Origin of the sequence: Duganella caerulea (assembly GCF_040362985.1) — a bacterium.
In the GTDB taxonomy this organism is placed as follows: domain Bacteria; phylum Pseudomonadota; class Gammaproteobacteria; order Burkholderiales; family Burkholderiaceae_D; genus Rugamonas; species Rugamonas vulcania.
In genome coordinates, this window is record NZ_BPWJ01000010.1 from 131895 (window position 1) to 148705 (window position 16811).

A 16811-nucleotide genomic window follows, 5' to 3' on the forward strand; every position below is an offset into this window, starting at 1 on the left:
TGCGCGGTATCGCTGTAATCACATTTTGTATTCCCACCTGCGAGGAGCAAGTTCATGAAACTGAAAGACAAAGTCTGCATCGTCACCGGCGCCGCCAGCGGCATCGGCAAGGAAATCGCTTTGGTGTACGCGCGCGAAGGCGGCAAGATCGTCATCGCCGACCTGAACCTGGAGGCGGCGCAGGCCACCGCCAATGAACTGAAAGCCAGCGGCCACCAGGCCATGGCCGTCGCCATGAACGTGGTCGACGAAGGCCAGGTCAACGCCGGCATCGCCAGCGTGGTCGAGGCCTGGGGGCAAATCGATGTGCTGGTCAGCAACGCCGGCATCCAGATCATCCATCCGGTCGAGGAATTCCCTTACGAAGATTGGAAGAAGCTGCTGTCCATCCACCTGGACGGCGCCTTCCTCACCACCAAGGCTTGCCTGCCGCATATGTACAAGGCCGGTAGCGGCAGCGTAATCTACATGGGCTCGGTGCACTCGAAGGAAGCGTCCAAGCTCAAGTCGGCTTATGTGACGGCCAAGCACGGCCTGATCGGCTTGGCCAAGGCGGTGTCGAAGGAAGGCGCCGAGCATGGCGTGCGCGCCAATGTGATCTGCCCCGGCTTCGTGCGCACGCCGCTGGTCGACAAGCAGATCCCCGAGCAGGCCAAGTCCCTGGGCATTTCGGAGGAAGACGTCATCAAGAAAGTGATGCTGGCCGACACCGTGGACGGCAAGTTCACCACCGTCGAGGACGTGGCCGAAGTGGCGCTGCTGTTCGCCAGCTTCCCGTCGAACGCGCTGACCGGGCAATCGCTGGTGGTCAGCCACGGCTGGTTCATGCAGTAGGAGGCGCCATGGCCACGCTGACGCCGGCAGCTGAACTGGCTGCCCGAAGCACTCCCTATCCGAACGACAGCGCCGCCTACCGTGCCGCGCGCACGGCCCTGCTGGCCGAAGAGATAGAACTGCGGCGGCACATCGAACGCGTGGCCGCGCAGCGCCGCGCCCTGCCGCTTGGCGGCGAGGTGCCCGACTACAGCTTCCTCGACGAGAACGGCAAGACGGTGAAGCTGGCCGACCTGTTCGGCCAGCATGACACGCTGGTCACCTACTTCTGGATGTACGGGCCGCAGCGCGAGCGGCCGTGCCCGATGTGTACCGCCTTCCTCGGCGCCATCGACATTCCGTCGCGCGACCTGTCGCAGCGGGTGGCGGTGGCGGTGCTGGGCCGTTCGCCGGTGTCGCGCCAGCTGGCCTTCGCGCGCGAGCGCGGATGGCGCAACCTGGCGTTCTACCAATGCGTGGGCGACGATTTCCCGCGCGACTATCGCGGCCTGGCGCCGGACGGCAGCGAGTGGCCGGCGCTGGACGTCTGGGTCAAGCGCGACGGCAAGGTCCACCACTTCTGGGCCAGCGAGCTGGGTGGCACCGAGGATCCCGGCCAGGACCCACGCGGCGCGCCGGACCCGACGCCGCTGTGGAATATCCTGGACCTGACGCCGGCCGGACGCGGCACGGACTGGTATCCGAAACTATCTTACTGAGGCGGCGCTGCGGCGGCCGCGCGTCAGGTAGAACAGTACATTGATATAAACAGTTTTCGTTCATTACCCGCAAAAATCTGGCAGCGCCCCTCGGAGAATTCCATGGGGCCGTATTGCCAGCCGCCGGTGGCGCGCTGGCGATAGGGCAGGACCACGTAGGCGCGCTTACGTCGCCGGTCTTCGATGTCGAACATGGCGGCCCGCCAGCCATCGCCGCCGTCGGGATCGACCGGCATGGACGAGCCGATCAGCGTGGCCGCCACATCGCCCTCCCCGACCATCGGCAGTATCTGCTTCAACAACCCGCCTATCGCCGCGCGCAGCTCGTCAAACCCGTCCGCCAGCAGGCCGCTCAACGCCCCAGCGTCATGCGCTCCAGCAGCTCGTTGAAATCCATGTCGGGGTTGGTCTCCAGGTCGTTGGCGTACCCACCCTCGCAGGACGCCCTGGCCTCGCCGGCCGGCAAGGCCGCCACCTTGTCCTTCAGGCCCCCGTTGAACACGCCCATCACCGCAGCGACATGGGCATCGATTTCCGCCTCGGTTGCCGCCGGCTGGCGGGCCCGCATCTGCTGGATCAGCTGCACCTTGTACAGCTGGCGCAGGATCAGCAGCGCGTCCGCGTTCTGCGCCTTCCACTGCGCCAAGGCCTCCGCCAGCGCATCGACCGAATCCGGCGCCTCCGTCTTGCAGCGTTCAAGCAGCAAGGCGTGATACGTATCGAAGTCGATCTGCGCCAGCTGGATGCCGGTGGCGATATCGATACGCGCCGCGCCCGCCATCATGGACGCGCAGGCCAGGGCCGCGCCGAAAAATACCGATTTGATCATCGCTCTCACTTTCACTGCACGACATCGAGAAAAGGCAGGAAATCCGCCGCCGCGTGCGCGGCGATCACCGGGAACAGCCGCCCGCTGCGCGCATAATATATCCCGAACACCAGGCCCATCGCCAGCACCTTGGCCGCGCCGACCGGCCCCTGGTACCAGTGGCACAGCAGCCGCACCAGGATCGCGGCGCCGATGGCGTTGGAAGCGCCGAAGCGCCGCAGCCCGCGCTGCAGGTAGGCCAGCAAAAACACTTCCTCGAAGGTGCCGTTGATCAGCGCCATCGCCACCAGCGCGGGCAACGTGACATGCGACTGCGCCAGCATCGTGTCGACCGGCTGGATCGGTTCGCCGCCGAACAGCAGCCCGACACCCAGCGCGGCCACGCAGGCGACGATGTACAGCACGGCGCCGATGCCCAGCCCGCCCCATGACGGCTTGGGCAGCAGGGTCGCCAGCGGATATTGGCAGGCGTGCAGCACCGCCAGCGCCACGCAGGCAAGTAGCAGTTCCTGCACGGCCATGGCGGCGAAGACCCCGTCATTGAAACTCAACCCATCAGCGCCGCTGGATGCGATGCCGAACGAATCCAAAATAAAACCGCCAAAGCAAATCGCCATGATCAACAGCGCCTGCGGCAGCGGCGTGTGCGGCAGATCCTGCATGTGATCGGCGGGCGCGGCGCGGGCCGGCTCCTCGGCCCTGCCGCGCTCGCGCCAGCGGTACAGCGCGCCGCCGCACAGCACACCCGACGGCACCGCGAGGAACCATAGCGCGCATCGCAACCAGGATTTGGTATGCGGCAGGAAATCGAAGAAGGAGTACACCAGCAAGCCCGCCGCCGCCAGCCCGAGCGCCCGCCACGAGCCGCGCGGCGACCAGCGTGCCACCAGCGCGCCGGCCACGATGCCGCCGATGAAGTCCAGCAATTGCAGCCACAGCCACAGCGCGGTATCGGAATGATCGTCGATGCGTTCGATGGGCGTGGCGCCCGGCGGGTAGCGCAACTGCAGCAGGTAGTGATGCATCTCCGTCAGCAGCATCACCGCGACGCTGCCGGCCAGCAGGCCCAGCCACAGGCTGCGGGAGAACGGACGAAAGACTGGGGTTTCCATGCAGCGGCCGGTGGTGGGAAAAGCGCTAGTGTATTGCAATCCGGTTAAAAAGAAATACGCGGTTTGTCACCGCAAAATAAAAAAGGGAGGCACATGGCCTCCCCTCTTCTTCAACCCTGCAGACGCTTAGTTCTGCGTCAGGAAGGTCTTCAGCTTGTCCGAGCGCGATGGCTGGCGCAGCTTGCTCATGGCTTTCGCTTCGATCTGGCGGATACGCTCGCGAGTCACGTCGAACTGCTTGCCCACTTCTTCCAGCGTGTGGTCGTTCGACATTTCCACGCCGTAGCGCATGCGCAGCACCTTGGCTTCGCGCGGGGTCAGCGAGTCCAGCACTTCCTTGATGACGTTGCGCATCGACGCGTGCAGCGCGGCGTCCAGCGGCGCCAGGGTGGTGTTGTCTTCGATGAAGTCGCCCAGCTGCGAATCGCCGTCCTCGCCCATCGGCGTTTCCATCGAGATCGGCTCTTTGGCGATCTTCATGATTTCGCGGACTTTGTTCTCCGGCATTTCCATCTTGACCGCCAGCGTCGCCAGGTCCGGCTCGCTGCCGGTTTCCTGCATGATCTGGCGCGAGATGCGGTTCATCTTGTTGATCGTCTCGATCATGTGCACCGGCACGCGGATGGTGCGGGCCATGTCGGCGATCGAACGGGTGATGGCCTGGCGAATCCACCAGGTCGCGTAGGTCGAGAACTTGTAGCCGCGACGGTATTCGAACTTGTCCACCGCCTTCAGCAGGCCGATATTGCCTTCCTGGATCAAGTCGAGGAACTGCAGGCCGCGGTTGATGTACTTCTTGGCGATCGAAATCACCAGACGCAAGTTGGCGACCGTCATTTCACGCTTGGCCTGGCGCGCGCGTTTTTCGCCGGCGGCCATCTGCTTGTTAATCTTGCGCAGGTCGGCCAGCGGCAAGGCCACGCGGGCTTGCAGGTCGATCATCTTCTTCTGCAGCTCTTTCACCGCAGGCACGTTGCGGCCCAGGATGGCGCTGTACGGATAGGCGCTGTCGACTTCGCCGTCAACCCAGTCCAGGTCGCATTCATTGCCCGGGAAGACCTTGATGAAGTGGGCGCGCGGCATGCCGCATTTGTTCACGCACAGCTCCAGCACGGCGCGCTCGATGTGGCGCACTTCTTCCATCTGGCCGCGCAGCGTGTCGCACAGCTTCTCGACCACCTTGGCGGTGAAGCGGATGCCCAACAGCTCGGCGGAAATCGCTTCCTGCGCCGACACGTAGCCCTTGGAGCCGTAGCCGCCGGTGGCCTTGCGCATCTTGTCGTACTGGGTCGAGATGACGTCGAACTTTTCCAGCGCGGCCTTTTTCAGCTGTGCCAGCTGCTCGGTCGAGAAGCCCGCCGCGCCGCCGTTGGCGTCGCCGTCTTCTTCCTCGACTTCCTCTTCCTCTTCTTCGTCATCGTCCGACGCGACGGCAGGCGCGGCCGCGACGGCCGGCGCGTTGTTCGCCTCGTTCAGGTCGACGAAGCCGTCCACCACTTCATCGACCTTCAGCTCGTCGGCTTCGATCTTCTTGGCCAGCGCGACGATCTCGGCGATCGTGGTCGGGCAGGCGGAGATGGCCTGGATCATGTCCTTCAGGCCGCCTTCGATGCGCTTGGCGATCTCGATCTCGCCTTCGCGCGTCAGCAGCGCCACGGCGCCCATCTCGCGCATGTACATGCGGACCGGGTCGGTGGTGCGGCCGAAGTCGGAGTCGACCGTCGACAGCGCGGTCGCGGCGGCCGCTTCCACTTCGTCGTCGGAGGTGACGGTGGCCACGCTGTCGGTCAGCAGCAGCGACTCGGCGTCCGGCGCGCGCTCGTAGATGGCGATGCCCATGTCGTTGAAGGTCGCGATGATGCCTTCGATCGCTTCAGGGTCGACAATGTTTTCCGGCAGTTGGTCGTTGATCTCGGCGTAGGTCAGGAAGCCACGCTCCTTGCCCATGTTGATCAGGTTCTTGATCTGGGTGCGGCGGCGTTCCAGCTCCTCGGCGGTGCTCTTGGAATCCATGCCCAGCATGTCGGCGGCGCCGCCCTTGGCCTTGCGCTCGCGGGCCTTGGAGACGGCCTTCAGCTCGGCGCGCTCGACCGCGTTCAGCGCGGCCACTTCGTCGTTCTCAGGGGTGAATTCGGACGGCTTGCGGCCGCGGCGGCCCGGCACCTTGACGCTCGGCAGCAGATAGCCGGAGGTGTCGATCGAGGCCAGCGTGGCGGCGTCGGTCACCTGGCTGACGGCCGGGCCGGCGGTCACGATAACCACCGGTGCCGGCTCGGCCTTGGCGACCTTGACCAGCTTGGACTTCGGCGCGGCCTTGACCACCACGGCCGGCGCGGCGTCGTCGGCGCCCGGCAGGACGGCGGTCTTGCGCGCCACCTTGACGGTCTTGATGGGTGCATCCGAGGCATCGGCCTGCACCGCCACCTGGGCTTCCGCCTGGGCCGCTTCGGCCGCGGCGCTCAGGCGCGTTTTCTTTTTGACTACCGTTACTTTGCTCGCTGCCTCTTGCGCATTATCGATCACATAAGATAGAGTCGTCTTCGGCACCACCAGCGGAGCGGAGCTGGTACGGGCGGCCTTGACGGACAACGTTAAAGTTTTCGGCGTTTTTGTCATTAAATATCTCTCAATGCGTATTCGCCAGAAAATACAAAATGCCATAGCCCGCGCCGACCGTTACCAGTGCGCATGGATGGAAATGTTGTAATTTAGCTGACGATTATCTGCGGAATAAAAAAAGCCCGCGTCCAACAACGGGCTTGTTTCTCTTTTCAGTGAAGAATAGGGAGAGGGCAAAGTATGCCGTATCGCGAGACATCAGGATAATTGATAGTACCTATATCCGACATCTTAAAACCATATAACAAGGGCTACACACTCTTGTCAGACCGTCCAAATCGCATCCTGTACCAAACTGAAACGCACCGTCCTGCAAAAGTGCGTCTCGCATTATACATGTTTTGGTGCGCAAACGCACCTGCGGCGTCCAACTGGCGTATGATGGTGCTGTGGTTATTTTTACATCATGGCCTAAAAGGCACTGCAATCCCGTAGTCCCCATGATATGCTCACGCCTCTTGCTTAAACTATGAAGTCGATGAACACTAGCCTCACCCCTCAGGCGCCTGCCACCGAGCCGGTCGCCACCGCGGCACCAGCAGCGCTGTCCCCGCGCAGCTTGTTGAAACAATTGCAAACCCAATTCCCGGCCTTCCGCGATTTCCTGCCCCTGTCGATCGGTATCGACAAGCAGATCCTCGCCGTGATGCCCGAACTGGACCGCAAAACCATGCGCACCGCGCTCGGCATCCACACCGGTTCGCTGCGCTACCTGAAGGTCATGGAAAAAGCCAAGGTGCGCCACGATCTGGACGGCACCCCCGGCGCCGAAGTGACCGACACCCACCGCGCCCACGCCACGCAGGTGCTGCAGGAACGCTTCAAGAAAGAAGCCGAGCGCAAGAAGGCCGAACGCGAAGCGGCCGCGGCCGAGGAAGCGGCCCGCGTGCGCGCCGACAAGCTGAACCAGCTGACCGCGAAATTCTCGCGCAAAGGCTGAGTTGGCTCAGTTGGCTCAGTTGAACACTCAGCAGCAGCCTGCCGTGCCGGCGGAGGCCGAGCTTCCGCCCTACATCGGCATACGCATCGCCGATGTGCAGCTGGTCACCACGGCCGGGCAGGCGGTCGCCGCGCGCGACGCCCTGCTGGCCACGGACGCCATCGGCTTCGACACCGAGTCCAAGCCGACCTTCACCAAGGGCGAGACCTCGACCGGTCCGCACCTGATCCAGTTTTCCACCGACAGCACCGCCTACCTGTTCCAGATCGGCGCCAGCACCTCGGCGACCATCCTCGAGGCCTTGCAGGCGGTGCTGGAAACGCCGGCGTTGCTCAAGGTGGGCTTCGGCCTGTCCGACGACGTCAAGCGGCTGCACGCCAAGCTGGCGATCCGCGCGGCCGGCGTGGTCGATTTGTCGGTGGCGCTGCGCACGCCGGGACAACGCAACGACCTCGGCGCCAAGACCGCCGTCGCCAAGTTCTTCGGCCAGAAGCTGCAGAAGTCCAAGAAGATCTCCACCACCAACTGGGCGCTGCCGCGCCTGAACGAAAAGCAGATCCTGTACGCGGCCGACGACGCCCAGGTCGCCCTGCGGGTCTACCGCCATTTCATCGCTGCCGGCAACAAGCTGCCACCGATGAAAGCGGTGAAACTTCCGCGTCCGCCGAAGCCGCAGTAGCGGGATGATCTGGTATCCTTGCCAGATAGTTACGACCTCAAGGAATGGCATGTCTACCTCTTACGTCGTGCGCGCGGGCGCCGCGCTGGCTCTGGCCGGCTTCGGCCTGCCCTCGCTGGCGGCCGCGCCCGCCACCCTGCCCGACACGCTGGAACAACGCGTGGCCGCCTGCACCGCCTGCCACGCCGCCAAGGAACGCGGCGACGCCTTCTTCCCGCGCATCGCCGGCAAGCCCGCAGGCTACCTGTACAACCAGCTGGTCAATTTCCGCGAGGGACGGCGGCATTATCCGATGATGACCTATATGGTCGACCATCTGCCGGACGCCTATCTGCGTGAAATCGCCGACTACTTCTCGCAACAGCACCCGCCCTATCCTCCGCCGCAGGCCGGCAGCGGCGCCAGCGCCGGCGGCGACGCCTTGGCGCGCGGCGAGGCGCTGGTGCGCAACGGCGATCCGTCGAAAAAGATCCCGGCCTGCGTGGCCTGCCACGGCAGCGCGCTGACCGGCGTGGCGCCGGCGATCCCCGGCCTGGTCGGCCTGCCCAGCGACTACATCAACGCCCAGTTCGGCGCATGGAAAAACAAGGTACGCCGCGCCGCCGCGCCAGACTGCATGGCGGAGATCGCCAACCGTCTGACGCCGGCCGACGTGGCCGCCGTCTCAGGCTGGCTCAGCAAGCAAACACCGGACGCCGCCGCCCGCCCCGGCGCCGCCGACAGCATCGCCCTGCCCCTGCCGCTGAACTGCGGCAGCGTGCCGGCACCTTGAGGGCCAGCTCATGAAGAAAATCATTTATACCGTTATCGTCCTGCTGGCGGCCGGCATCCTGTATGTGCTGTTCGGCGGCTCGGACGACGCCGGCCCGGCGCCCACCGTCACCGCCAAGCTGGCGCCGGCTGAGCGGATCGCGCGCGGCGCCTACCTGGCCAAGGCCGGCGACTGCATGGCCTGCCACACCGTGCGCGGCGGCGCACAATACGCCGGCGGACGCGCGCTGCAAACGCCGTTCGGCAACGTCATCTCGCCCAACATCACCTCCGACAAGGCCACCGGCATCGGCGGCTGGAGCGCGGACGACTTCTGGCACGCGCTGCACAACGGCAAATCGAAGGATGGTCGCCTGCTGTATCCGGCCTTCCCATACACCAACTACACCCGCATCACGCGCGACGACGCGGACGCGCTGTATGCCTACTTCCAGTCGGTGCCGGCGGTGGCGCAGGCCAACCAGCCGCACACCTTGCGCTTCCCCTACAACCAGCAATTCATGCTGGCCGCGTGGCGCGCGCTGTATTTCAAGCCGGCCGTGTTCCGCGAGGACAGCAAGCAATCGGTGGACTGGAACCGTGGCGCCTACCTGGTGCAGGGCCTGGGCCACTGCAGCGCCTGCCACAGCCCGCGCAACACGCTGGGCGCGAGCGACGGCGAAGGCCTGTCCGGCGGCCTGATCCCGGTGCTGGGCTGGTACGCGCCGTCGCTCAACGCCGGCGCCGAGGCGGGACTGGGCGAATGGATGCAGCCGCACATCGTGCAATTGCTGAAAACCGGCGTGTCGCCACGCGCGACCGTGTTCGGGCCGATGGCCGAGGTGGTGCAGCAAAGCCTGCAGCACCTGAGCGACGGCGACATCAACGCCATGGCGGTCTACCTGAAAGCGCTGCCAGGCGACGACAAGAAATCCGACTTCGAGCGCGACAAGGGCGCCGAAGCGACGGCCTACCTGGCGGCCGGCGCCAAGCTGTACGAGAAGCACTGCGTCGACTGCCACGGCGCCGGCGGCACCGGCCTGCCGCCCGGCTATCCACCGCTGGCGGGCAACCGCGCGCTGACGATGGAGCAAGCGGTCAATCCGATCCGCATCGTGCTCAACGGCGGCTTCGCGCCCGGCACGGAAGGCAACCCGCGTCCATACGGCATGCCGCCATTCGGCCACGTCTTGAACGACACCGAAGTGGCGCAGGTCGTGTCCTACCTGCGCAGCGCCTGGGGCAACAACGCACCGCCGGTCAACGGCAACGACGTCAACCGCTACCGCGCGATTCCTTTGGATTAAAAAATGGGGTCAAGTCTGGCATTCGGACACGAGCTCAGCTGAACTAAAATGGGGTCAAGTCTGGCAATCGGACACGAGCTCTGCTGCAGTCGTTGGCGCCTATAGCAGAGCTCGTGTCCGAATGTCAGACTTGACCCCAAATGTCAGACCTGACCCCAATGTTTGGGAGGCATGAATGGAGTACTACCACGGCACCAGGGCCGACTTGAAGGTCGGCGATTTGATCGAACCCGGCTACACCTCGAACTACGGCACGCGGCGCAAGGCGAACCATGTCTACCTGAGCGCAACGCTGGAGGCGGCCACGTGGGGAGCAGAGCTGGCGCAGGGCGATGCGCCTGCCAGGATCTACATCGTCGAGCCGGTTGGCGAGATCGTGGACGATCCCAACCTGACGGATAAAAGATTCCCCGGCAACCCGACCAAGTCCTATCGCTCCAAGCAAGCGTTGCGCGTAGTGGGCGAGGTCAAGGAATGGCAAGGCCACTCACCCGAAGCGCTACAGGCGATGAAGGACCACGTCGAGAAGCTCAGGCTGCAAGGCATCGAGGCGGTCGACGATTGAGCCGGTCCACCCGGCGTAAAACGTCTACGCGGCGGCCAGGCTCCTGAGCGACGGAACGACTTCCGCCAGGCCGGCGACCTCGAAGGTGGGCACCGCGTCCGATGCGTTGGCGAGGCGGCCGGGGTTGAACCAGCAGCTTTCTATGCCATACCGGTTGGCGCCGAGGATGTCGGCATCGAGCCGGTCGCCGACGATGATCGCTTCCGGCTTGGCGAAGGAGCGCGCCATGCTGGCCGCGTAGTCGAAGAAGCGGACGTCGGGCTTGGCGTGGCCGCACGCCTCGGAGGTGGCGACGAAGGAAATGTGCTGGGCCAGCCCCGAGCTGGCGATGCGGCGGTTCTGGATGGCCTCGACGCCGTTGGTGATGATGCCCACCTCGCCGATGGCCGACAGCGTTTCGCACAGCTGTTTGGCGCCGTCGATGAGGACCACGGTATCGGACAGCGATTCAAGATAAATGCTGCTGGCCGCCTCGGGGTCGAACTCGAGGGCGTTGGCCTGGAACGTCTTGCGGAAGCGTTCCACTTTCAGGAAGTCCTTGGTCACGGCGCCCGTCTCGAAGTCGCGCCAGAGTTGCACGTTGATCGCCTGATACTGGAGAAAAACCGCCTCCACATCATCGCGCAGGCCGAGCGCCTGCATGGTCCGCACGAAGGAAAGTTGTTCGGACGCCTTAAAGTCCAGCAGCGTATCGTCCAGGTCGAAAAGAAATAGTCTGTGTTTCATATCATGGTGGGGTCAAGTCTGACATTCGGACACGAGCCCTGCTGTAAGCCGCGCCTACAGCAGAGCTCGTGTCCGAATGTCAGACTTGACCAATTGCTTGGCGGTTAGTAGTGCTCGGCGAAGCCGATGCGGTCGGTGGTGGCGTTGCGGGCGTCGTCGACGCTGACCTTGCCCGCCGTGAGCAGCGCGCGCAGCGAGGCGTTCATCGTGTGGCAGCCCTCGCCCGGCTTGGTCTCCATCCAGTTGCGCAACGCCGAGATCTGGCCGCTGGCGATCATGCCCACCACTTCCGGGTTCGACGTTAAACACTCGGTGGCCAGGTGGTAGCGGTCGCCATCGACCGACGGCAGCAGCGCCTGGCACAGCACGCCGCGCAGCGCGTGCGCCAGGGCCTGCGATTGCGGTTCGCCATTGCCCAGCAACCGCACCATCTTCTGCAGGCCCAGCTCGGTCGAGCGCGCGTGCAGCGAGGCCAGCACCAGCGGACCCGATTCGGCCAGCGCCAGCGCTTCCTGCGCGGTCTGGGCGTCGCGGATCTCGCCGATGACGATCACATCCGGCCGCTCGCGCAGCGCGTCCAGCGCGCCCAGGTAGAAGCTCTCGACGTCGCCGTCGAAACCCACCTCGCGCTGCGTGATCACGCACTGGCGCTGCGGGATCAGCGTTTCCACCGGGTCCTCAATCGTGATGATGTGACCGGAACGGTGCTTGTTGATCTCGTCCAGCATGGCGGCGATGGTGGTCGACTTGCCTTGGCAAGTGTCGCCGATGATCAGCACCAGCCCGCTGGTGAGCTTGGCGAAGTTCTGCTCGGCCTGGCGCAGGCCCAGCTGGCTGAGCACCATCGGCTCCTTCGGGAAGCGGCGGATCACGCAGCCCAGCCGCTTCTTGCCCTGGAAGCTGAAGCAGTTGGCGCGGATGCGCGCCGTGTGCAAATCCACCGCGCGGTCGAAGGCGCGGTCCTGGATGCGCTCGGCCCAGTTCGGCTCGACCACCTCGAAGAACTCCTGCAGCTCCTCGCGCGTGATCGGCGAATCCGTCACCGCCACCAGCCCCTTCGGCTGGCGCAGCAACAACGGGCTGTTCTGGTGGATCAGGATGTCGCTGAAGATCAGCTTGGAATTGAGCAGATGCAGGATCTGCTCGACGAGCGTGCCGAACACCGGATGGTCTTCGTTCTCGATGTAGGTCAGGGTGCGTATCTGCGACGACTGGTAATGTTCCATCTCTGCTCTCGGTGGGGTCGGTGGTGCTCCGTCAACGATTATAAGAGAAAAAATTGCAGCATCGAAATATTTTAGCTGCGGACCTTGGGATATTTGAAGCCGGTGCGCAGGTCCATGCTGTAGCGCTGCTTGCCCTCGGTGACCAGCACGTGGTCGGGCGGTTCCTCGCCGGCCAGCGCGCGGTAGAAGATCGGCAAGCCCTCGCCCTTGCGGACCAGGTCGTCGCAGCGCTCGTAGACGTTGGGGCAACCGGTCTCGGCCAGCAGCGCCTGCACGATGGCCACTTTCCACGCGTCGACGCCGGCCGACTGGAACTGGCAGATCAGGTAGCCCTTGACGCCGCCCCAGCTGTCAACCAGCAGGCCGGACAAGCCATCCTCGTCGCCGCGCACCACCGGCACCAGGTCGTTGGGGCCGGCCGCGCGCACGCTGGCGGCGCGCTTGGCCACGGCGGCCTTGACGCGGCGCTTGATCAGCGCGTGGTCGACCGGCTCGTCTTCCTTGTAGGTCCAGATGCGGGCGCAGATCTGCGACTTGGCGTTGTAGGCTGCGCGGCCGATGAACTGGCGCGACGAAGTCTGCACGGTGGCGGTGGCGCCCGGCTTGTTCTTTTCCTGCGGCTTGCCGTCGACCTTGTCGACCGCCGAGGCGTAAATCCAGGGGTCGCCGGCCAGCAGGCTCTTTTCCTTGCCCTGTTTGATGGTGATGATAAGCATGTGCGTCCAATATGTGCGGTGTTGCGAGATAGGCCGAATGATACCTCATGCGGGCCGACCAGCCCGCCGCCGGACGCGGCCTGCTCCCCGGCCTGTGCATTCTGTTCCGCGCCCGCTGCAATCTGTCGCAGCCCGGTTTCGCGCGCCGGGGCAAGTCCGTAGTATCCAACCTCAAGAGCTGTGCCAACCATCACGAGGAGATCATCATGGCAAATCCATCCGTCCGCAGCGCGCTGCGCATCCTGTTCCTGTCCGCCGGCCTGCTGGCCGTCGCCGCGCCTGTGGGCGTGTCCGTGGCCGGGCCGTTCAGCTGGTTCCACGGCGAGCGCGTGCAAGGCAGCGGCAAGATCGTCAAGCAGAACCGCGAGATCGGCCACTTCACCTCGCTGGCCACCAGCGTCAGCGGCAACATCGAGCTCCGCCAGGGCAACACCGAGGGCATCAGCATCGAGACCGACGACAATCTGCTGCCGTTGATCGAGACGGTGGTCGACAACGGCACGCTGCGCATCCGCCCCACGCGCAAGGATGTCAACCTGGAGTCGCACACGATGAAGATCGTGGTGCAGGCGCGCTCGATCGAGAAGATCGCGGTGGCCGGCTCCGGCTCGGTCGAGGCCGACCAGCTGCGCGGCGAGCGCCTGACATTTGACGTCGGCGGCTCGGGCTCGATCAATGTGCGCAAGCTGGAGAGCGAATCGGTGGCGATCGCGCTGGGCGGCAGCGGCAACCTGAAGGTCGGCGGCAATGTCGAGCGCTTGCAGGTGTCGATCGGCGGGTCGGGACGGGTGCAGGCCGGCCAGCTGGCCGCGCGCGATGTGACGGTGAGCATCGGCGGCTCGGGTGAGGCGACCGTGTGGGCCAAGCAGACACTGAACCTGAGCGTGGCCGGCTCGGGCGACATCAGCTACTACGGCGATCCGAAGCTGACCAGCAGCGTGCTGGGTTCGGGCAGCGTCAAGCGGCTGGGTGGTTCGCCGCAATAGCGGCTCATTTTAGATCAGTCAAATATCTCATTGGGTTCGGCACCGGCCATCAATTGCCGGACCCAGTCGCTCAATTCGGACAGTTCGGCCAGGGCAATCATTTTATAGGTTTCCCGGGAAGGTTTTACAGCGGATTTTTCAAGTAGCCCGCACAGCACTTCTACCAGCGCTTGCCGGCCCTCCAGGCAGCCTTCGTAGTATCCCTTCATCCGGCCAGTGTACAACGCATCTTGCATTCCACTGTAGCGGGCGGTCCTCAACGCCTCGCTCAGTATCTTTTGCTCGCTATCCTGGAGCCCGATCTGTTTGGCGACCTTTTCGCTGCTTTCTCTAATGCGCTCGTTTTCCTCGTAATCCCAGAGTTCTTCCACAGTTTTAAATTGTTTGTCGAACAGCATGGCCCTTACCTCCTCGAAGCCGCTCCCAAAAAACTGAACCCATGTGTCAGACCAACGAATCGCTACGGGAGTTCATCCAAAAAATTGTAGCGCCCGCCTGTAGACGCGGGTACGCTAGGCGGGCGCTGTTTGGCCCGCATCAATCCGGCGCGAATAAGAAACTCACCACAAGGAGATCCGCTTGAACGTTATCGCCATGTCCGTCCGCCGCGCCTTCGCGCTGCCCTTATTGTTGCTGGCCTGCTCGGCCGCCTCCGCCGCCCCGCCCACCGTCACCGCCATCAAGGCCGCCCACATGCTCGATGTGCGCAGCGGCGCGCTGGTCGACAACGCCGTGGTCCTGGTCAGCGGCGAACGCATCACCGCCGCCGGCAGCCAGCTGGCGATCCCGGCCGGCGCACAGGTCATCGACCTCGGCAACAAGACCCTGCTGCCAGGCCTGATCGACATGCACACCCACCTGACCGGCGATCCGCAGGACGCCGGCTATTCCATCGTCGCCAAGTCGGTGCCGCGCGTCACGCTGACCGGCGCCAAGAACGCCCGCGTGACGCTGCAGGCCGGCTTCACCACCGTGCGCGATGTCGGCGCCGACGCCTACACCGACATCGGCCTGCGCGACGCCATCAACGACGGCGACGTGCCCGGCCCGCGCATGGCCGCCTCCGGCCCGCCGCTGAGCATCACCGGCGGCCACTGCGACGACACCATGCACGCGCCCGAGTACAAGATCACCAGCCTGGGCGTGGCCGACGGCGTCGACGAGGCGCTCAAGGTCACGCGCCGCAACATCAAGTACGGCGCCGACGTGATCAAGATCTGCGCCACCGGCGGCGTGCTGTCGTTCGGCGACGATCCGCGCACCTCGCAATACACGCTGGAGGAACTGAAGGCCATCGTCGGCGACGCCCACCGCCTGGGCCGCAAGGCAGCCGCCCACGCGCACGGCGGCGACGGCATCAAGCTGGCGGTGCTGGCCGGCATCGACTCGATCGAGCACGGCTCCTACATCGACGACGAAGGCATCAAGCTGATGAAGGAACACAAGACCTGGCTGGTGCCCACGCTGTACCTGGGCGACTGGCTGATCGAGAACGCCGAGGCCATCAAGCTGCCCAAGCCGCTGCTGGAAAAAGCCAAGGTGGTGCTGCCGATAGCGCGCCAGAACGTGGCCCGCGCCATCAAGGCCGGCGTGCCGATCGCCTTCGGCACCGATGCCGCCGTCTATCCGCACGGCCTGAACGCGCGCGAGTTCGGCATCCTGGTCAAGCTGGGCATGACGCCGATCCAGGCGATCCGCACCGCCACCGTCAACGCCAGCGAGCTGCTGGGTTGGACCGACAGGGTGGGCACGATCGAGGCCGGCAAGTTCGCGGATATGATCGCGGTCGACGGCGAGCCGCTGAAGGATGTGAAGACGCTGGAGAACGTCCAGTGGGTGATGAAGGGCGGCGCGGTCGTCAAGTAGACCGCGCGGCCTGGATCAGTGCTGGTGCTGGGCCGTGCCGGCCGGCGCCGGCAGCACTTCCAGCATCGGCGCCGGCGCTTTCAGTTTGACGGCGCTGTCGCCGGGAATCTCGTCCCAGGCCACGCTGGCCTTGTCGCATTGCTGCACGATGCGGAAATACAGCTTGCCCGGCTGCGCCGGCAATTTGACCTGCATGACGAACTCGTCGAAATAGGCATCCGGCAGCGGGCCGCCCGTCCAGCTGATTTCCTGCACGCCGCCGTTGGTGCCGACGTCGACCTTCCAGCCCGCCTTGGGCATGGGCTTGGCGCTGGTGGCGCCTTGCGGCAGCGACACCGTCAAGCCCTTGGTGGCGCTGCCGTCGCAGCCGTGGCCGACACGGAAGGTCAGCTTCTGGAAACTGCCCGCCAGGCCGGTGGTTTGTTCCAGCGTCACGTGCGCCTGCGCCGCGGGCGCCAGCAGCGCGGCGGAGAAAGCCAGCATGGTCAGAGTCGTTTTCATTACTGCCCTTTCGGTGGTGTGTACGTCAGCGGTTTGACCGGCACATTGATGGTGACGGTGTCGGCCTGCTTGCCCTTCTTGCGGAACACCAGCGTGACCGGCACGGTCTCGCCCTGCTTCAACTGCCGTTTCAGATCCATCAGCATCACGTGGTAGCCGCCGGACGCCAGGTCCACCATCTGCCCGGCCGGCAGGTCCAGCGACGGCACGGCGTGCATTTTCATCAGCTGGCCTTCCATCTGCATCTGATGGATTTCCGCCACGCCCGCCACCTCGGCGCGCACCGCCACCAGCTGCGCATCCTGCTTCGACTTCAGCCGCATGAACACGCCGCTGGACTTGGCCGATGGCACGGTGGCGCGGATCCACGCGTCGCCGACCTCGACCTGGGCCAAGGCCGCCGGAACGGCCACCGCCAACAGCAATGCTGAGAGGATGTTTTTCATCGGCCGATTAT

19 protein-coding genes are annotated in these 16811 nt (G+C 64.7%); 9 read left to right on the top strand and 10 right to left on the bottom strand.

Annotated features, from left to right (window positions below; translation table 11 throughout):
* Nucleotides 1-54 precede the first annotated feature (54 nt).
* Together ACUJB0_RS26240 and ACUJB0_RS26245 are read left to right on the top strand one after the other, a co-directional pair.
* Nucleotides 55-834 (top strand): 3-hydroxybutyrate dehydrogenase, encoded by a 780-nt coding sequence (locus ACUJB0_RS26240; protein ID WP_161086159.1) that lies wholly within the window; start codon nucleotides 55-57, stop codon nucleotides 832-834.
* Between the two features lie 8 nt (nucleotides 835-842).
* The gene (locus tag ACUJB0_RS26245; protein ID WP_444847805.1) at nucleotides 843-1532 is read left to right on the top strand and encodes a DUF899 family protein; all 690 of its coding nucleotides are present in this window, start codon (nucleotides 843-845) and stop codon (nucleotides 1530-1532) included.
* A gap of 23 nt (nucleotides 1533-1555) precedes the next feature.
* Here the strand turns inward: ACUJB0_RS26245 and ACUJB0_RS26250 are convergent, their stop codons facing one another.
* From ACUJB0_RS26250 to rpoD, 4 genes are all read right to left on the bottom strand, one after another.
* On the bottom strand, nucleotides 1556-1888 hold the full coding sequence (locus ACUJB0_RS26250; protein ID WP_444847806.1) for a hypothetical protein: 333 nt from the start codon (nucleotides 1886-1888) through the stop codon (nucleotides 1556-1558).
* The gene (locus ACUJB0_RS26255) at nucleotides 1885-2361 is read right to left on the bottom strand and encodes a hypothetical protein (protein ID WP_444847807.1); all 477 of its coding nucleotides are present in this window, start codon (nucleotides 2359-2361) and stop codon (nucleotides 1885-1887) included. Before ACUJB0_RS26255 ends, ACUJB0_RS26250 begins: the two co-directional genes overlap by 4 nt.
* Before the next feature lie 11 nt (nucleotides 2362-2372).
* Nucleotides 2373-3473, bottom strand: coding sequence for a CPBP family intramembrane glutamic endopeptidase (locus tag ACUJB0_RS26260; RefSeq protein WP_444847808.1), 1101 nt, complete (start codon nucleotides 3471-3473; stop codon nucleotides 2373-2375).
* A gap of 126 nt (nucleotides 3474-3599) precedes the next feature.
* A complete protein-coding gene (rpoD, locus tag ACUJB0_RS26265) occupies nucleotides 3600-6089 on the bottom strand; it encodes an RNA polymerase sigma factor RpoD (RefSeq protein WP_444847809.1) in 2490 nt (829 codons plus the stop codon).
* A gap of 472 nt (nucleotides 6090-6561) precedes the next feature.
* On the opposite strand from rpoD, the gene ACUJB0_RS26270 reads away from it, so the two are divergent.
* The 5 genes from ACUJB0_RS26270 to arr all read left to right on the top strand — a co-directional run bounded on the left by ACUJB0_RS26270 (nucleotide 6562) and on the right by arr (nucleotide 10333).
* Nucleotides 6562-7032: a ProQ/FINO family protein gene (locus ACUJB0_RS26270; RefSeq protein ID WP_444847810.1), complete on the top strand. Its 471-nt coding sequence runs from the start codon at nucleotides 6562-6564 to the stop codon at nucleotides 7030-7032.
* Between the two features lie 19 nt (nucleotides 7033-7051).
* Nucleotides 7052-7711 carry a 3'-5' exonuclease gene (locus tag ACUJB0_RS26275; protein WP_444847811.1) on the top strand — a complete coding sequence of 220 codons (660 nt, stop codon included), beginning with the start codon at nucleotides 7052-7054 and terminating at the stop codon, nucleotides 7709-7711.
* Nucleotides 7712-7760: 49 nt separating this feature from the next.
* Nucleotides 7761-8483, top strand: coding sequence for a c-type cytochrome (locus ACUJB0_RS26280; RefSeq protein WP_444847812.1), 723 nt, complete (start codon nucleotides 7761-7763; stop codon nucleotides 8481-8483).
* 10 nt (nucleotides 8484-8493) lie between these two features.
* Nucleotides 8494-9768, top strand: coding sequence for a cytochrome c (locus tag ACUJB0_RS26285; protein ID WP_444847813.1), 1275 nt, complete (start codon nucleotides 8494-8496; stop codon nucleotides 9766-9768).
* A gap of 175 nt (nucleotides 9769-9943) precedes the next feature.
* Nucleotides 9944-10333: an NAD(+)--rifampin ADP-ribosyltransferase gene (gene arr / locus ACUJB0_RS26290; RefSeq protein ID WP_444847814.1), complete on the top strand. Its 390-nt coding sequence runs from the start codon at nucleotides 9944-9946 to the stop codon at nucleotides 10331-10333.
* A 24-nt stretch (nucleotides 10334-10357) separates the two neighbouring features.
* On the opposite strand, the gene ACUJB0_RS26295 is transcribed toward arr, so the two are convergent.
* The 3 genes from ACUJB0_RS26295 to ACUJB0_RS26305 all read right to left on the bottom strand — a co-directional run bounded on the left by ACUJB0_RS26295 (nucleotide 10358) and on the right by ACUJB0_RS26305 (nucleotide 13001).
* The gene (locus tag ACUJB0_RS26295) at nucleotides 10358-11059 is read right to left on the bottom strand and encodes a YjjG family noncanonical pyrimidine nucleotidase (protein ID WP_444847815.1); all 702 of its coding nucleotides are present in this window, start codon (nucleotides 11057-11059) and stop codon (nucleotides 10358-10360) included.
* 104 nt (nucleotides 11060-11163) lie between these two features.
* The gene (locus tag ACUJB0_RS26300; protein ID WP_161086168.1) at nucleotides 11164-12285 is read right to left on the bottom strand and encodes a type IV pilus twitching motility protein PilT; all 1122 of its coding nucleotides are present in this window, start codon (nucleotides 12283-12285) and stop codon (nucleotides 11164-11166) included.
* A gap of 71 nt (nucleotides 12286-12356) precedes the next feature.
* Nucleotides 12357-13001 (bottom strand): class I SAM-dependent rRNA methyltransferase, encoded by a 645-nt coding sequence (locus ACUJB0_RS26305; RefSeq protein ID WP_161086169.1) that lies wholly within the window; start codon nucleotides 12999-13001, stop codon nucleotides 12357-12359.
* A gap of 206 nt (nucleotides 13002-13207) precedes the next feature.
* Here ACUJB0_RS26305 and ACUJB0_RS26310 point away from each other — a divergent pair, with 206 nt between their 5' ends.
* A complete protein-coding gene (locus ACUJB0_RS26310) occupies nucleotides 13208-13987 on the top strand; it encodes a head GIN domain-containing protein (RefSeq protein ID WP_444847816.1) in 780 nt (259 codons plus the stop codon).
* Between the two features lie 14 nt (nucleotides 13988-14001).
* Here ACUJB0_RS26310 and ACUJB0_RS26315 read toward each other — a convergent pair whose 3' ends face one another.
* Nucleotides 14002-14385, bottom strand: coding sequence for a hypothetical protein (locus ACUJB0_RS26315; protein ID WP_444847817.1), 384 nt, complete (start codon nucleotides 14383-14385; stop codon nucleotides 14002-14004).
* Between the two features lie 181 nt (nucleotides 14386-14566).
* On the opposite strand from ACUJB0_RS26315, the gene ACUJB0_RS26320 reads away from it, so the two are divergent.
* Nucleotides 14567-15853, top strand: coding sequence for a Xaa-Pro dipeptidase (locus tag ACUJB0_RS26320; protein WP_444847818.1), 1287 nt, complete (start codon nucleotides 14567-14569; stop codon nucleotides 15851-15853).
* A gap of 15 nt (nucleotides 15854-15868) precedes the next feature.
* Here ACUJB0_RS26320 and ACUJB0_RS26325 read toward each other — a convergent pair whose 3' ends face one another.
* Together ACUJB0_RS26325 and ACUJB0_RS26330 are read right to left on the bottom strand one after the other, a co-directional pair.
* Nucleotides 15869-16354: a YcnI family copper-binding membrane protein gene (locus ACUJB0_RS26325; RefSeq protein ID WP_444847819.1), complete on the bottom strand. Its 486-nt coding sequence runs from the start codon at nucleotides 16352-16354 to the stop codon at nucleotides 15869-15871.
* Nucleotides 16354-16800 (bottom strand): copper chaperone PCu(A)C, encoded by a 447-nt coding sequence (locus tag ACUJB0_RS26330; RefSeq protein WP_444847820.1) that lies wholly within the window; start codon nucleotides 16798-16800, stop codon nucleotides 16354-16356. Before ACUJB0_RS26330 ends, ACUJB0_RS26325 begins: the two co-directional genes overlap by 1 nt.
* Nucleotides 16801-16811 lie beyond the last annotated feature (11 nt).

What these genes read in the sequence shown, in the direction of transcription:
- ACUJB0_RS26325 (WP_444847819.1), bottom strand. Translation starts at nt 16,354, where the DNA reads ATGAAAACGACTCTGACCATGCTGGCTTTCTCCGCCGCGCTGCTGGCG.
- ACUJB0_RS26330 (WP_444847820.1), bottom strand. Translation starts at nt 16,800, where the DNA reads ATGAAAAACATCCTCTCAGCATTGCTGTTGGCGGTGGCCGTTCCGGCG.
- ACUJB0_RS26245 (WP_444847805.1), top strand. Translation starts at nt 843, where the DNA reads ATGGCCACGCTGACGCCGGCAGCTGAACTGGCTGCCCGAAGCACTCCC.
- ACUJB0_RS26260 (WP_444847808.1), bottom strand. Translation starts at nt 3,473, where the DNA reads ATGGAAACCCCAGTCTTTCGTCCGTTCTCCCGCAGCCTGTGGCTGGGC.
- ACUJB0_RS26255 (WP_444847807.1), bottom strand. Translation starts at nt 2,361, where the DNA reads ATGATCAAATCGGTATTTTTCGGCGCGGCCCTGGCCTGCGCGTCCATG.
- ACUJB0_RS26240 (WP_161086159.1), top strand. Translation starts at nt 55, where the DNA reads ATGAAACTGAAAGACAAAGTCTGCATCGTCACCGGCGCCGCCAGCGGC.
- ACUJB0_RS26295 (WP_444847815.1), bottom strand. Translation starts at nt 11,059, where the DNA reads ATGAAACACAGACTATTTCTTTTCGACCTGGACGATACGCTGCTGGAC.
- rpoD (WP_444847809.1), bottom strand. Translation starts at nt 6,089, where the DNA reads ATGACAAAAACGCCGAAAACTTTAACGTTGTCCGTCAAGGCCGCCCGT.
- arr (WP_444847814.1), top strand. Translation starts at nt 9,944, where the DNA reads ATGGAGTACTACCACGGCACCAGGGCCGACTTGAAGGTCGGCGATTTG.
- ACUJB0_RS26300 (WP_161086168.1), bottom strand. Translation starts at nt 12,285, where the DNA reads ATGGAACATTACCAGTCGTCGCAGATACGCACCCTGACCTACATCGAG.
- ACUJB0_RS26310 (WP_444847816.1), top strand. Translation starts at nt 13,208, where the DNA reads ATGGCAAATCCATCCGTCCGCAGCGCGCTGCGCATCCTGTTCCTGTCC.
- ACUJB0_RS26270 (WP_444847810.1), top strand. Translation starts at nt 6,562, where the DNA reads ATGAAGTCGATGAACACTAGCCTCACCCCTCAGGCGCCTGCCACCGAG.
- ACUJB0_RS26280 (WP_444847812.1), top strand. Translation starts at nt 7,761, where the DNA reads ATGTCTACCTCTTACGTCGTGCGCGCGGGCGCCGCGCTGGCTCTGGCC.
- ACUJB0_RS26285 (WP_444847813.1), top strand. Translation starts at nt 8,494, where the DNA reads ATGAAGAAAATCATTTATACCGTTATCGTCCTGCTGGCGGCCGGCATC.
- ACUJB0_RS26315 (WP_444847817.1), bottom strand. Translation starts at nt 14,385, where the DNA reads ATGCTGTTCGACAAACAATTTAAAACTGTGGAAGAACTCTGGGATTAC.
- ACUJB0_RS26305 (WP_161086169.1), bottom strand. Translation starts at nt 13,001, where the DNA reads ATGCTTATCATCACCATCAAACAGGGCAAGGAAAAGAGCCTGCTGGCC.